10 protein-coding genes are annotated in these 13,380 nt (G+C 68.2%); 5 read left to right on the top strand and 5 right to left on the bottom strand.

All coding sequences use genetic code 11. The annotated features are described in order from the left end of the window. Positions 1 to 406, bottom strand: a 406-nt coding sequence (locus E1263_RS38780) for a hypothetical protein (RefSeq protein ID WP_202869265.1), incomplete at its 3' end; no start/stop codon positions are given. A 277-nt stretch (positions 407 to 683) separates the two neighbouring features. Here E1263_RS38780 and E1263_RS38775 point away from each other — a divergent pair. From E1263_RS38775 to ispF, 3 genes are all read left to right on the top strand, one after another. Continuing rightward, a complete protein-coding gene (locus tag E1263_RS38775) occupies positions 684 to 1,169 on the top strand; it encodes a CarD family transcriptional regulator (protein WP_132176829.1) in 486 nt (161 codons plus the stop codon). A gap of 71 nt (positions 1,170 to 1,240) precedes the next feature. Then, on the top strand, positions 1,241 to 1,936 hold the full coding sequence (gene ispD, locus E1263_RS38770) for a 2-C-methyl-D-erythritol 4-phosphate cytidylyltransferase (RefSeq protein WP_132176827.1): 696 nt from the start codon (positions 1,241 to 1,243) through the stop codon (positions 1,934 to 1,936). Positions 1,937 to 1,992: 56 nt separating this feature from the next. Continuing rightward, positions 1,993 to 2,403, top strand: a complete 411-nt coding sequence (ispF, locus tag E1263_RS38765; RefSeq protein ID WP_238161965.1) for a 2-C-methyl-D-erythritol 2,4-cyclodiphosphate synthase — start codon at positions 1,993 to 1,995, stop codon at positions 2,401 to 2,403. Here the strand turns inward: ispF and E1263_RS38760 are convergent. Then, entirely contained in the window at positions 2,393 to 3,358 is a 966-nt protein-coding gene (locus E1263_RS38760; protein ID WP_132176823.1) for a nitrilase family protein, read from the bottom strand. The genes ispF and E1263_RS38760 overlap by 11 nt on opposite strands. 70 nt (positions 3,359 to 3,428) lie before the next feature. On the opposite strand from E1263_RS38760, the gene E1263_RS38755 reads away from it, so the two are divergent. Beyond that, complete coding sequence (locus E1263_RS38755; protein ID WP_132176821.1) at positions 3,429 to 4,295, top strand: LysR family transcriptional regulator; 867 nt, start codon at positions 3,429 to 3,431, stop codon at positions 4,293 to 4,295. Between the two features lie 8 nt (positions 4,296 to 4,303). Here the strand turns inward: E1263_RS38755 and E1263_RS38750 are convergent, their stop codons facing one another. From E1263_RS38750 to E1263_RS38740, 3 genes are read right to left on the bottom strand one after another with little or no spacing between them, the layout of a single operon-like run. After that, complete coding sequence (locus E1263_RS38750; protein ID WP_132176819.1) at positions 4,304 to 5,662, bottom strand: M1 family metallopeptidase; 1,359 nt, start codon at positions 5,660 to 5,662, stop codon at positions 4,304 to 4,306. Beyond that, the gene (locus tag E1263_RS38745; protein WP_132176817.1) at positions 5,662 to 9,594 is read right to left on the bottom strand and encodes a Pls/PosA family non-ribosomal peptide synthetase; all 3,933 of its coding nucleotides are present in this window, start codon (positions 9,592 to 9,594) and stop codon (positions 5,662 to 5,664) included. The genes E1263_RS38750 and E1263_RS38745 overlap by 1 nt, the downstream gene beginning before the upstream one ends. Positions 9,595 to 9,649: 55 nt before the next feature. Continuing rightward, positions 9,650 to 10,762, bottom strand: coding sequence for a neutral zinc metallopeptidase (locus E1263_RS38740; RefSeq protein WP_238161962.1), 1,113 nt, complete (start codon positions 10,760 to 10,762; stop codon positions 9,650 to 9,652). 55 nt (positions 10,763 to 10,817) lie between these two features. On the opposite strand from E1263_RS38740, the gene E1263_RS38735 reads away from it, so the two are divergent. Next, positions 10,818 to 12,503 (top strand): DUF2207 domain-containing protein, encoded by a 1,686-nt coding sequence (locus E1263_RS38735; protein WP_132176813.1) that lies wholly within the window; start codon positions 10,818 to 10,820, stop codon positions 12,501 to 12,503. Positions 12,504 to 13,380 lie beyond the last annotated feature (877 nt).

The following is a 13,380-nucleotide window of genomic DNA, read 5'->3' as shown; positions in this document are numbered from 1 at the left end:
GCTCTACGCCGCCGGTCTGGGGGAGGCGGAGCGCTGCGCCGACCTTGAGGGCCAGGGGGGCGAACTCGCCGAAGGTGACGACGACGGGCTCGACCGGTACGGCGCCGGGAGCCGGCGTGCTGGGCTTCGGCGGGGCCTGGGTGATGGAGACCAGGGTGTCGGTGCTGTCGCCGTTGTTGACGATGACGCCGTGCAGTTCGCCCTTGCCGTCCTCGCTGGCGAGCACGATGAGGTTCCGGAGCACGATGCCGCCGGAGCTGGCGTTGGTGCCTTCGGCCGCCTGGTACGGCTGGGTGGTCTGGGCGCTGAAGTTCGCGCCACAGGCCGCCAGAGCGATACTCAGAGTGGCGGCGGCGCCCGCCAGCGCGGCGCGCCGGACGGACCGCGAGGACAACGTGATCGGCACTGGAATCCCTCTCCTGCAAGCTGTTTCGGGGCCTTTCGGCGGCGGCTGGGTCCTGGAATCGGTCCACGGCCTCCGGCGCAGCACAGCGTAGTGCCCGGCATGCTCGAGGCTGACGTCGGGTGGGCCCTGCAAGGTGTCACAGGCAACGGTCTTCGGGCGGCTGAGGCATGGCCGACAGTGTTTGTCAAGGCGGGAAATGGCCTCTGACCAGCGCAAACGTCCGAACTGGACCAGCGACTGCGTGGTAGGATAGGACTCGGAAAGGGGCACGTGACATATGACTTTCAACGTCGGCGAGACGGTTGTTTACCCCAACCACGGTGCGGCCGTTATCGAGGACATCGAGACCCGCAAGATCAAAGGTGAGGACAAGACCTATCTGGTCTTGAGGATCGTCGCTCAGAACGACCTGGTCGTCCGGGTCCCCGCGTGCAACCTCGATCTGGTCGGCGTGCGTGACGTCGTGGATCAGGCTGGTCTGGAGCGCGTCTTCGACGTGCTGCGGGCGCCGCACACGGAGGAGCCGACCAACTGGTCGCGACGATACAAGGCGAACCTGGAGAAGTTGCACTCCGGTGACGTGATGAAGGTGGCCGAGGTCGTCCGCGACCTGTGGCGCCGCGAGCGGGACCGTGGTCTGTCCGCCGGTGAGAAGCGGATGCTGGCGAAGGCTCGCCAGATCCTCGTCTCCGAGCTGGCTTTGGCCGAGCACACCAACGAGGACAAGGCGGAAGCCATCCTCGACGAGGTTCTCGCGTCCTGATTTTTCAGGCCGAAACTGTCTGATTTTCAGGTCGAGTCTGTTCCCGTGATCCCGCTGTCTAGTGTCGTCGCATGAGCATTGCGGCGATCATTCCGGCAGCGGGTCTCGGGTTGAGGCTCGGTGGCGAGACCCCGAAGGCATTTCGAGAGGTCGGTGGCGACGCGCTGCTGGTCCATGCGGTTCGTGGACTGAAGGCAGCGTCCGCCGCCGACCTTCTCTGTTTGGTGGTCGCAGTCCCACCAGGCACTGAGGACACCGTCACCAAAGAGCTCACGCCGTACGTCGGGGAGACCCGGCTGCTCGTGGTCGCGGGTGGCGCAGAGCGGTCGGATTCGGTCCGCCTGGCTCTTGAGCTGGTCCCGGTCGAGGGGATCGACTGCATTCTGGTGCATGACGCGGCCCGGGCGTTCGTTCCGGTCGACGCGATCGAGCGCGTGGTCGCGGCAGTGCGAGCAGGCGCGTCTGCCGTCGTGCCGGCTGTTCCAGTGACGGACACGATCAAGCAGGTCGGTCCGGCCGGCGAGGTGGTGGCCACTCCGGACCGGTCGACGCTGGTTGCTGTGCAGACACCGCAGGGGTTCGCTCCTGAGGTGCTGCGGCGGGCGCATGCGGCCGGTGTGGTCGGGGCGACCGACGATGCGATGCTGTGCGAGGCGCTCGGTGTGACCGTGCTGACGGTCGAAGGGTCGCCGGACGCGTTCAAGGTGACGCGCCCCCAGGACTTGCTGCTGGCGGAGGCTCTGCTGGCGGAGAGGCGCGCAGAGTGAAGATCCCCCGGGTCGGCAACGGTATCGATGTGCACCCGCTGGAGGACGGCCGTCCGATGTGGCTGGCCGGACTGCACTGGCCGGAGGAGCCCGCTGGGCTGGCCGGGCACTCCGACGGTGACGCCGCCGCCCACGCGATCTGTACGGCGCTGCTGAGCGCCGCCCGGCTTGGTGATCTGGGGTCGAACTTCGGCACAGCTGAGCCGGAGTGGGCCGGAGCCGCCGGAGTCGCGCTGCTCACCGAGGCCGCGCGGCGCGTTCGCGCTGCCGGGTTCGAGATCGGTAACGTGACGGTTCAGATCGTTTGTAACCGGCCGCGGATCGGCGGCCGTCGCGAAGAGGCCGAGAAGGTCCTGAGTGCCGCTTGCGCCGCCGAGGTTTCGGTCAGTGCCGCCACCACCGACGGCTTGGGCTTCCCCGGCCGCGGCGAAGGCATCGTCGCGATGGCCACCGCCCTCATCTACTGAGTCTGGTGGGGCGCTCGACGGGATCGGGGGAGAAGCGGGCGGCTCGGGCGTCCAGTTCGTCTCCGCGGACTTCGGTCAACGGGGCGTAGAGCTCGGGGCGCCGGCCTCGCAGCCAGCGTTGGCCGGTGGCTCGGGGGACCAGGTCCAACTCCAGGTCGGCGGTGACTACTGCTTCGGCGGGGACCGGGGTTTCCGCGATGATGCGGCCGTAGGGGTCGAGGATCATCGCGTTGCCGGTGCGGATCTCGGTGTCGTCAGGGCCCACGCCGTTGCTGAAGACGACGAAGATTCCGTTGTCGTGGGCTCGGGCGGGGAGCCAGCGCAGCAGCCACTCCCGGCCGTTCGGGCCGTTGGCCGCTGCGGCGGGGTCCTGGTCCCACACCTCGAGCGGGATCGGTTTCATCCCGTGCGGGCTGCGGGAGTTCGTGCCACCGGTCTGGTGCGGGGCGAGCAGGACGGTGGCCCCGAGCAACGCGGTGATCCGGACGTTCTCCACCAGGTTGTTGTCCCAGCAGATCAGCACCCCGGCCCGAAATCCCCACGGCGTCTCGAAGACCGTGTACGACGACCCGCTGGCGATCGCTTCGTGCTCGAACGCATGCAGTTTGCGGTGCACGTGGACCTCGCCGGTCGGCAGGCAGACGGCGTACGCGTTGAAGAGCTTGCCGTCGGCAGCTTCCAGGAACCCGACCCCGAGTCCGGCGTCCAGCTCCTTGGCCAGGGCAAGCACCTGACCGATCAGCGGCCCATCCGCAGGTTGCGCCAGTTCGGCGAGCCGCTCCGCCGAGTGCCGGCGTAAATGCCAGTAGCCCAGCAGGCACAGCTCCGGGAACGCGACCAGTCGCGCGCCTTGGGCAACGGCCTGCCGGGCCAGCCGATCGACGGTGGCGAGATTCTGCGCGGGTTCGTCGGGGACTGCCTGGAACTGGACCGTGGCGGTGCGAAAGAGCGTCATACAGCTATGGAAACGCCGCAGGATCCATCACGTCCAATACATCTTTATCGATTTTCCATATCCTGGGGTTATGGACCTGCGATTGCTGCGGGCATTCGTCACTGTCGCCAGGCTGCGGACCTTCGGGGCCGCGGCCGACTCGCTGGCGACCAGCCAGCCTGCGCTCACCAAGCAGATTCAGGTGCTGGAGCGTCGGCTCGGTTCGGTGCTGTTCGTTCGCGGCCGACATGGTGCTCGGCTGACTCCGGAGGGTGAGCTACTGCTCCCTGACGCTCTGCAACTGATCGAGCGCTCGGAGGCCTTCGAACGGCGCGCTGCGCAGGTCGCTGCAGGTGAAGAGGGATCGCTGGCGATCGGCTTCGGGATGTCCGGGATCGAGCTGGCGCCGCGGGCGGTCGCGCTCTTCCGGAGCCGCTGGCCGCGCGTCTCGGTGTCGCTGGAGGACATGTCGTCGGCGGCGCAGTGCGAGCGGCTACAGGCCGGCGGACTGCAGATCGGGTTCGTCCGTCTGCCCGTTCCGGTCGGCCTCGAGCACCTGCGGCTGCGCAAGGACCGCCTGGCCCTGGCCCTGCCCATCGACCAGTCCGTACCGCGCGACCTGGCCCGCTGGCTCGACGGTCGCCCACTGGTCCAGTTGGAGCCGGGCCGCGGACCCGGACTGACCGCACAGATCAACGGCCTGTACGCCGAACTCGGTTGCCACCCGCAAGTGCTTCAGGAGGCCCGGGACATCCAGACCATGCTGGCGCTCACCGCGGCCGGCGCCGGTCCCTCCGTCGTACCGCTGTCTGCTGAGCGAATCGCTCCCGGCGAGATCCGCCTGGTCCCGCTGCCCGGTCGCGCCGCCACCTGGTGGATCGGCGCAGCCTGGTCCACCAGGACGCCACTCACCGAACGCTTCCTCCAAGCCGCCGCCGAAGTCGCCCGCGGCTCCTGACCCAGCGGTCAGGTACGGCGTCTTCGGGCGGACCGCGGGAGCGGGGGGAGCTCGTAGGAGCCCAGCCAGGTGGCGAAGAGCTCGCGGAGGCCGTCCTGGTCGGAAGAGAACTGGGTGGCGGCGGCAACGAAGTCAGCGGTCGTGACTGAGCCGTGCCGGTAGGTCTTGGTCCAAGAGCGCAGCAGCTCGAAGAAGGTGTCGTCGCCGAGGTGCAAGCGGATGGCATGCAGGGTGATCGCACCGCGTTTGTAGAGGCGGTCGTCGAACATCAGCTCCGGACCGGGGTCCGACAGCAGCAGGTCCTGCGGCAGTCCGCGCAGTCGCGTGTGTGCCTTGGACACCTGCTGGTCGGCGCTCAGCCCGCCGGACTCCTCCGACCACAGCCACTCGGCGTAGCAGGCGAAGCCCTCGTTGAGCCAGATGTCCTTCCAGGTCGACGGAGTGACGCTGTTGCCGAACCACTGGTGGGCCAGCTCGTGCGCCACCAGCCGCTCGGACGTCCGCTTCCCGTCGACGTGGTTGCTCCCGAAGATCGAGATGCCCTGTGCTTCCAGGGGAATCTCCAGATCGTCGTCGGTCACCACGACGGTGTAGCTGCCGAACGGATAAGACCCGAACAGCTTGCAGAACAACTTGATCATGTCCTGCTGCCGGCCGAAGTCGTTCTTGAACTCTCGCAGCTGACCAGACGGCAATACGGCGCGTGTCGTGACCGGCGTCGCGTTCAGCTCGACCAGCTCGTACCGGCCGATCTGCACCGTCGCCAGGTACGTCGCCATCGGCGCAGCCTGGTCGTAGACCCAGGTGGTCCGGCTGGCCTTCACCCGCCGCGAGACCAGCCGCCCGTTCGCCAGGGCGTAGTACGGCGAGTCAGTGGTGATCGCGATCCGGTAGTGCGCCTTGTCACCGGGGTGGTCGTTGCAGGGGAACCAGGTCGCCGCCCCACTGGGCTGGCTGGCCACGATGACGCCCTCGGTGAGCTCATCCCAGCCGAGGCCGCCCCACGGACTGTCCTCCGGCTTCGGGTTCCCGGCGTACTGGATGTCGACGATGAACTCCGCACCGTCCATCAGCGTGCTCGACGGCGTGATGTGCAGCTTGCCGGCGCGCTGGGTGTACCGCGAGACGCGACGGCCGTTCACCGTCACCTTGGAGACGCGCAGTCCGGACAGGTCGAGTGCGAACCGGGTCAGGGCCTGCTCGGCGACCGCAGTGATGCTGGCCCTGCCGGACAGCCGGTTGCTGTTGACGCGGTAGTCCAGATCGAGCTCGTACGACTCGACGTGGTACCCGCCGTTGCCGTGGTGCGGCGTGTACGGGTCGCCGGCGGAGGCGTCTCCTGGCCGTCCGCTGCTAAGCAGAACCATCAGCCGTGCCAGGGAGCGATCGGGTTACCGGCCCAACGGGTTCCGTCGGGCACACCTTCACCGCGCATCACGAGAGACACCGGGCCGATAGTAGCCCCCGCACCTACTGACGCCGCAGGCAGGACGATGCCGTGCGGCCCGAGCGTTGCTCCCGGCCCGAAGGTGACTGTGCTCATGGAGAGCACTCGATCATGAAACAGGTGGGTCTGCAGCACGCAGCCGCGATTCACCGTTGCTCCGTCGCCCAAAGTGATCAGGTCGGCCTCCGGGAACCAGTACGTCTCGCACCAGACCCCCTTGCCGATCTTGGCGCCGAGAGAGCGTAGCCAGAGCGCTAGGACCGGCGTACCGGCGGCTGCGTTGGCGAACCAGGGCGCTGCGACCAGCTCGACGAAACTGTCGACCACCTCGTTGCGCCAGACGAACGAGCTCCACAGTGGGTACTCGACCGCGCGGGTGCGGCCGACGATCGCCCACTTGGCCACCGTCGCCACACCACCGGCCACTGCGCCCGCAGCGAGGATCACTGCGCCGGAGAGCAGCAGGGCGGCCCAGGGGCCGAGCCAGATGTCCAGCGCCTGCAGTGCGAACAGCACGCCGAGAGCGATCAGCACTGTGCACATCATCGGCACGAACCGGCACAGCTCGACCAGCGCCCGGGCAACCTTGAGCTTGAACGGCGGGTGGAACGTGCGGCTCTGGTCGCCCTCGACCGCCTGCCGGCGCAACTTCACCGGCGGCGAGCCCAGCCACGACGTACCGGCCTTGGACTTTTTCGGAGCAGCAGACAGTACGGCGACCAGTCCGTTCTTCGGCACGTTGCGGCCGGGCGCGGCCATCCCGGAGTTGCCGAGGAACGCGCGCTTGCCGACCTTCGCACCAGCCACGTGCAGCCAGCCACCACCGAGCTCGTACGACGCGATCATGGTGTCGTCGGCCAGGAACGCGCCCTCGCCGACCGTGGTCATCTTCGGCAGCAAGAGCACCGTCGATGCCTCGACGTCTTTGCCGATCTTCGCGCCCAGCGCGCGCAGCCACCAAGGGGTGGCCAGGCTGGCGTAGAGCGGGAACAGCAGTGTCCGGGCGCTGTCCAGCAACCGCTCGGTCGCCCACACCTGCCAGCCGATGCGGCTCCGGACCGGGTAGTGACCAGCCTTGATGCCGATCCCGAGCAACCGCACACCGACCAGCGTCAGTACGGCGAGAGTCACGAATCCGACCAGTGTCATCAGCGGGATCGCAGCGAGCGCGTGCAGCGCAGCCGCACCGAGTGTCTCGGTGCCGTGGAGTGCGCGGCCCAGCACGAACAGGGCTGCCGCAGCGGCGGCCACCGGGAGCAAGGACATGACTGCGGACTGAACGCCGTACGCAGCTACCCACCAGGGGGCGCGGGCGGGACGCTCGTCAGGCCACGGATGCCGGGCGCGGCCGAGGCGGCTGGCCGGGGAGCCGGACCAGCGCTCACTAGCCGGGACCTTGCCGGACACTGCCGATCCTGCCGCGATCTCGGCGGCACGGCCGATCTCTGCGCCGGGGAGCAGCATGGAGCGTGAGCCAACGACCGCATCTGGACCCACCGTGATTGCTCCGACGATCAGCCGGTCACCGTCGATCCAGTAGCCGGACAGGTCGACCTCGGGCTCAATGCAGGCGCCACGGCCCATCGTCAGCATGCCGGTGACCGGCGGGAGCGTGTGCAGGTCGACGCCGCGGCCGATCTTCGCGCCGAGTGCTCGAGCGTAGTAAGCGATCCAGGGGGCACCAGCCAGGTTGGCTGCACCAGCTGCGTCGGCGAGGTTCTCTGCCGCCCAGAGCCGGACGTGCACGTTTCCACCGCGTGGATACGTGCCTGGCGTCAGACCGCGCAGCAGCAGCCGCGCACCGACCACGGCGATCCCCATCCGGCCAGCGGGAGTGATCAGCAGCAGCCAGCCGGCCAGGATCCACCACCACGAGACAGTCCGGATCCACGGCAGTGGGCCGGCGAACTGGTCGAGGACGTTGTTCAGAGTGAACAGATAGACCAGCCAGCGCACACCGACAACGGTCTGCAGCACGAGCGTCAGTGCGGTCTGCAGGAGCTGCGTACCGGGCGGTGTCGGCCGGATGTCGCGCAGCACGACCGGCTCCGACTGGACTGGCTTGGAGTCATCCAGCCGATCGGCCAGGGCGCCAAGCCTGGGGTACTCGTAGATGTCTGCGACGGTCACCTCGGGGTAGCCCTCGCGCAGTGCGGACACGAGTTGCGCAGCGGCCAGGCTGCCACCACCGTGCATGAAGAAGTCGTTGTCGAGCCCAGTGACCTTCGCACCGAGCACCTTGGTCCACCGCTCGGCCAGCCAGCCCGCCGTACCGTCCAGCTCGGCAGTTGGGCCGTCTGAGTCCATGCCGGGCAGCGGCCAGGGCAGTGCGTTGCGGTCGACCTTGCCGGACGTGCGAGTGGGCAGGGTGTCGACGATCGCGAGCAGCGGCACCAGTGCGGCGGGCAGAGCCTCACGCAGCCGCTCGGTGGCGCCGGACTGATCAAACGTCTCCGGATCATCCGGTACGACGTATCCCACCAGAAGCTGATTGCCCGCCGCGCTCGCCCGCACGGCGGCAGCTGCGCCGGACACCCCGGGGAGTGCCTGCAGGGCCGCGTCGACCTCACCCAGCTCGATGCGGCGGCCACCGAGCTTGATCTGCTCGTCGGCCCGGCCCTGGAAGATCAGACCGGCCGCCTCGTTCTTCACCAGGTCGCCACTGCGGTAGGCGCGCTCCCAACCCAGCGATGGCATCGGAGCGAACTTCTCCGCGTCCTTGGCCGGGTCCAGGTAGCGGGCCAGGCCGACGCCGCCGATGATCAGCTCGCCGATACTGCCCTCGGAAACTTCATTGCCCTCAGCATCGACTACGGCGAGATCCCAGCCGTCCAGCGGCAGGCCGATCCGGACCGGACCCTCGCCGGTCAGCGGTGCGCCGCAGGCGACCACAGTGGCCTCGGTCGGGCCGTACGTGTTCCACACCTCGCGGCCGTCGACGGCAAGCCGCTCGGCCAGCTCAGGCGGGCACGCCTCGCCGCCGAAGATCAGCAGCCGGACCTGGTCGAGCGCATCGGCCGGCCAGAGCGCAGCGAGCGTCGGAACGGTCGAGACGATCGTGATGCCCTGCGCGACCAGCCATGGGCCGAGGTCCATCCCGCTGCGGACCAGAGAGCGCGGCGCCGGCACCAGGCAGGCTCCATGGCCCCAGGCCAGCCACATCTCTTCACAGGACGCGTCGAAGGCCACCGAGAGCCCAGCCAGCACCCGGTCGTCCGGGCCGATCGGCTCCTGCTGGAGGAACATCCGGGCCTCGGCATCCACGAACGCTGCCGCGGATCGGTGCGACACCGCGACACCCTTCGGTACGCCGGTCGAGCCCGAGGTGAAGATGATCCACGCGTCGTCGTCGAGCCCAGGCCCGTCCCCGGCACGGCGGGTTGGCGCGACCTCGGTCGAGTCCATCCGGGCCGAGTACGGGTAGTCGGAGTAGCCATCGGCATTGTCGTTCTCCGCCGCCGGGGCCGGCTGCTCGCGCAGCACGGTGAGCTCGAGCTCATCGGCGACGGTCGCGGCGACCGCGGCCTCCCCGAACACCAGTTCAGCCCGCTCCTCGGGGTCATCCGCATCGACCGGCACGTACGCCGCACCAGCCTGCAGGGTGCCGAGAATAGCGACGTACAGGTCGTTGTGGCCGGAGGAGAGGCGGACGCCGACGCGGTCGCCGGGGCCGATGCCGGCTGCGGTGAGCCGGGCAGCGAACTTCTCCACCTGGACCATCAGTTCGCGATAGCTCAGGCTCACACTGCCGTCGTCCAGCGCGGGTTCGTCGGCGTACTTGGTGGCTGTCTCCGACAGCACATCCACCAATGTCCGCGCCGACGGCGCTAGGTCCCCGCGTCGCAACGTCACGGGCGCATGTTACGCCGCTGGGTTAACGCCGCCGGAACTTCAAGCGACCGGCGGACTACTTCACCAGGTCGGTGTTGACGGCGAACGTGTTGCAGGCCTTGTTCGCGCCGATGTTGAAACCGTTCTGGATCCAGAAACCCTGGCTGGTGGCCAGACCGTGGGTCCGCTCGTCCTCGGGCGTGTCCGGGCTCTCGCCGAAGCTGTTGCTGGACTGCTCCTTGAACTCGTCCAGCCGGCCGGTGAGCGGATAGGACTGCTCTACGGCCTTGCTGAACACGCCAGCGAAGCAAGAGGCTTGCAGCTCGTTACGCCGCGACGACTCGAGCTTCTGCTCCGGGTGGTCCTGCAGGTAGACCGCACGGGCGTAGAACAAACCACTGACACCCTGCACGTGGTGGCCGTACTCATGCGCGATCGTCATCAGGTACGCCAGGTCCTGCTGCGAGCCGAACGCCTTGTTCATCTGCAGGACGTCGGTGTACATCACCTGGTTGCCGTAGCAGTAGAAGGCGAGCACGCGGCCGGACAGCGGCTTGAAACTGCCGCAGGGCGTGACCACCGGCTTGTCGAAGACCACCAGGCCCGGGTCGGGCTTCTCCTGCCCGATCTCCTTGAAGATCGGCCGCCAGGCGTCGTTCAGACAGGCGAACAGCTTCTGGTAGTAGACCTTCTGCGAAGCCAGACTGCCGTTGCCGAGGTTCTCGGCCTTGCAGTTCTGTACCGGGAGCGGGCCGGTGCGGTAGATGTTCGCGTTGAGCAGGAAGTCCTCCGCGGTGCCCTTCTGCGGCTTCGTAGTGGCCGTCGGCACGATCGACGGACCGGTCACGCCCGGATCGGCGGTCGCGTCGCTGCCACGGCCGAGCAGGGCCACGATGACGACGAGCGAGACCCCCAGGAACATCAGCACGCTGATGCTGAAGACGATCAGCCGGACACCGCCGCCACGGCGCTTGGGCGGCTGGAAACCGTTGAACTGGCCGCCGGGCGGGCCGTAGTACGGCTGGGCCCACTGGCCAGGAGGCTGCTGCTGGTGCTGACCGGGCGGCGGCCACTGCTGGCCCTGCGGCGGTCCGGAGTACTGACCTTGCCACGGGGCTGCCTGGGGTGGCGGGAGGACGCCGGGTGGGGGACCGACCCGGTCGTGGGGACCGCCGTACGGGCTGCTCACCGGTCTTGCCCTCCTGATTTCGCTTGACGAACCGGCACGAGACTACTCTCAACCCATGTCACTGAAGCGCCGCATCCTCCCGGCCGCCCTGATGATTTGTCTGAGCGCACCGATCGTTGCCCTGAGCACGTTGCCCGCACAGGCTGCGGACGACCAGATCTCGGGCTACTCCGCCGATGCGACGCTGACCAAGGACGGCAAACTCCAGATCAAGGAGACTGTCGACCTGACCGCCGGCGGCTCGACGTTCAGCCGGACCCTGACCACCCGGGTCCGCTCCGACGCCGAGCGCGACCGCACGTACGACGTCAGTGCGGTGACTGCGACGGTCAACGGGCAGCCTGCTCAGGGGCTGGTTGACGAGGGCATCGACAACGGTCGCCGGATCACTGTGAACGCTTCCGGCAAGACGACGGTGGTTTACAGCTACACGGTCGGCAACGTGGTGTCGGAGTCGACGGAGGGCCGTGAGGTCAGCTGGCCGATCGTGCAGGGGTTCACTACGGCGGTTCCCAAGGCGGCGCTGTCGGTGAGCGTTCCGTTCGCCACCTGGGTGACCTGCTTCGCCGGACGCACCGGCTCGAGCATGCCCTGTACGTCGTCTCAGCTGGCGGAGTCTGCCGCGTTGGAGATCACGCAGAACGGCGTACCGGCTGGTGGGCGGGTGACCTTCCTGACCGGGCTCAGTGATCAGGCGACCGTGCAGCCGAACGCGGAGTTCGCTACGCGCTGGTCGTTGGGGCGTGCCTTCACTGTGGACTCCCACACGATCGGGCTCGCAGTGATCGTGCTGGGGCTCGGACTGCTCGGTTCGGCGGCGCTGTGGTTCCTGCGCGGTCGCGACGCGGGCAAGGTCGGCGAGGGCGCTACCGAGCGGCCAGTGCTCGACGGTGCGGACGGACCGCAGTTTGCGGCGCCGGACGGGATTCGGCCGGGCCAGCTGGGGACTGTGGTGGACGAGACGGCAGACGTCGTCGACATCACCGCGACACTGCTGGACCTTGCCGTGCGCAACTACCTGACCATCGTGGAGCTGCCGCGGCAGTCGCAGTTCGGGCGACTGGACTGGGAGCTGCGTCGTCAGCACCAGGGCGGTCCGGAGCTGCTGCCGTACGAGAAGGCATTGCTGGACGCGGTCTTCGCCGACGGCGACACCGCGATCGTGTCTGAGCTCGGCGCCGCACTGCGGCCGCGGCTGAACCTGGTCCGCGAGCAGCTGTACGCCGATGTTGTCACCCAAGGCTGGTTCGCCAGCCGCCCGGACGCTGTGCGCGGCCGCTGGACCACTGCGGGACTCGTGCTGCTCGGAGCAGGCGTCGTACTGACTCTGGTGCTGGCCGTCGTCAGCAAGTTCGGTCTGGTCGGCTTCGCGCTGATGCTGGCCGGTCTGGTGCTCGCACTGGTCGGCCAGGTCGCACCGGCCCGCACTGCCCGCGGTGCGGCTGTGCTGGGCCGAGTCGCCGGTCTGCAGCGCTACCTGACCGACGAGACATCCGCCTCGCTGCCGCAGAGCCACCGCCTCGAGTTCGCCTCGCGCTGCCTCCCGTACGCCGCAGTGCTCGGCCTGACCGACAAGTGGGCCGCCGAGATCGCGGCCACCGACGATGACGACGACCCCGACGCCGGCATCGGCTGGTACTCCGGCCCCGACAACTGGCACCTCTCCGACATCGGCGAATCCCTCAGCAACTTCGTCACCTCCTTCGGCGGCTCGCTTACTTCCGCCCGCCGGCTGTTCTAAGGACACCGCCTCCGGCGGTGACAGTTCCTTTGGCGCCTTCGGCGCGGCGCCCCATGTGGTCCCGCGTCGAGGCGGTCGACGGCAGGAAATGTGGTGTTCCGGTTGTGGCCCGGTCGGTACGGCGGGATGGTTGCTCGCCGCACCGGACAGGCCGGACACGAGGCTTGAGGTACTCGCCGCGGCGGCCGCGTTACAGAGGGAGTGTGGCTGGGCCCGGCGCGGGGCTGAGGGACTGGCGAGGCCGGTGACCGTGTGCCCGCCGCTTGAGGTGCTCGCTTCGGTTGCGGCCGGTAGCGGGGAGGCTTTGAAGGTGACTCACGGTGGTGGGTTGCGGCGGATGAGGTTGTTTTGGGGTGCTGTCGCGCCCGGCTGACCCGAATCGCATGATTAGCGGAGTCCTACTGCCAAATAGAGGCAGTAGATTCACGCAAAGCCGCAGATTCGAGCGCACGATCCACCTTTGTGGAGCCCCAAGGGCAGTCGGCGCCCATGGCGGTCCACAAAGGCGTGAAACCGTAGGCAAACCGGCTAGCCACGGTTGGTGGAAGGTTCGGCGGGCGTTTGGGTGGAACGTTTTGTTCAAATGGCGACCTGGAGTTTCCACTCGGCGCCGATCTTGCACCTCAGCCATAGCGAGCACCTCGGTCGGCGGTCACGCGGTCGCCGACCTCGCCAGTACCTCAACCCCGCGCCGGGCCCAGCCAAACTCCCTCTGTAACGCGGCCGCCGCGGCGACCAGCCACAGGCAACGTGTCCGGCTTGTCCGGTGCGGCGACCAGCCACCCCCCGCCGTACCAGCAGCGGAGGAGATTTGCGGACAGCGGCACGCAAAGGCGGTTAGGGGAGGTCGTGCCAGTTGGAGGGGCTGTCTCTTATA

Origin of the sequence: Kribbella antibiotica (genome assembly GCF_004349055.1) — a bacterium.
Classification (GTDB): Bacteria; Actinomycetota; Actinomycetes; order Propionibacteriales; family Kribbellaceae; genus Kribbella; species Kribbella antibiotica.
Note: the sequence above shows the minus strand (reverse complement) of the source record. Positions and strands in the feature narration are given on the sequence as shown.

Excerpts from the sequence above, each read along its gene's own strand:
- E1263_RS38775 (WP_132176829.1), top strand. The coding sequence starts at position 684 with ATGACTTTCAACGTCGGCGAGACGGTTGTTTACCCCAACCACGGTGCG.
- ispD (WP_132176827.1), top strand. The coding sequence starts at position 1,241 with ATGAGCATTGCGGCGATCATTCCGGCAGCGGGTCTCGGGTTGAGGCTC.
- ispF (WP_238161965.1), top strand. The coding sequence starts at position 1,993 with ATGTGGCTGGCCGGACTGCACTGGCCGGAGGAGCCCGCTGGGCTGGCC.
- E1263_RS38760 (WP_132176823.1), bottom strand. The coding sequence starts at position 3,358 with ATGACGCTCTTTCGCACCGCCACGGTCCAGTTCCAGGCAGTCCCCGAC.
- E1263_RS38755 (WP_132176821.1), top strand. The coding sequence starts at position 3,429 with ATGGACCTGCGATTGCTGCGGGCATTCGTCACTGTCGCCAGGCTGCGG.
- E1263_RS38750 (WP_132176819.1), bottom strand. The coding sequence starts at position 5,662 with ATGGTTCTGCTTAGCAGCGGACGGCCAGGAGACGCCTCCGCCGGCGAC.
- E1263_RS38735 (WP_132176813.1), top strand. The coding sequence starts at position 10,818 with ATGTCACTGAAGCGCCGCATCCTCCCGGCCGCCCTGATGATTTGTCTG.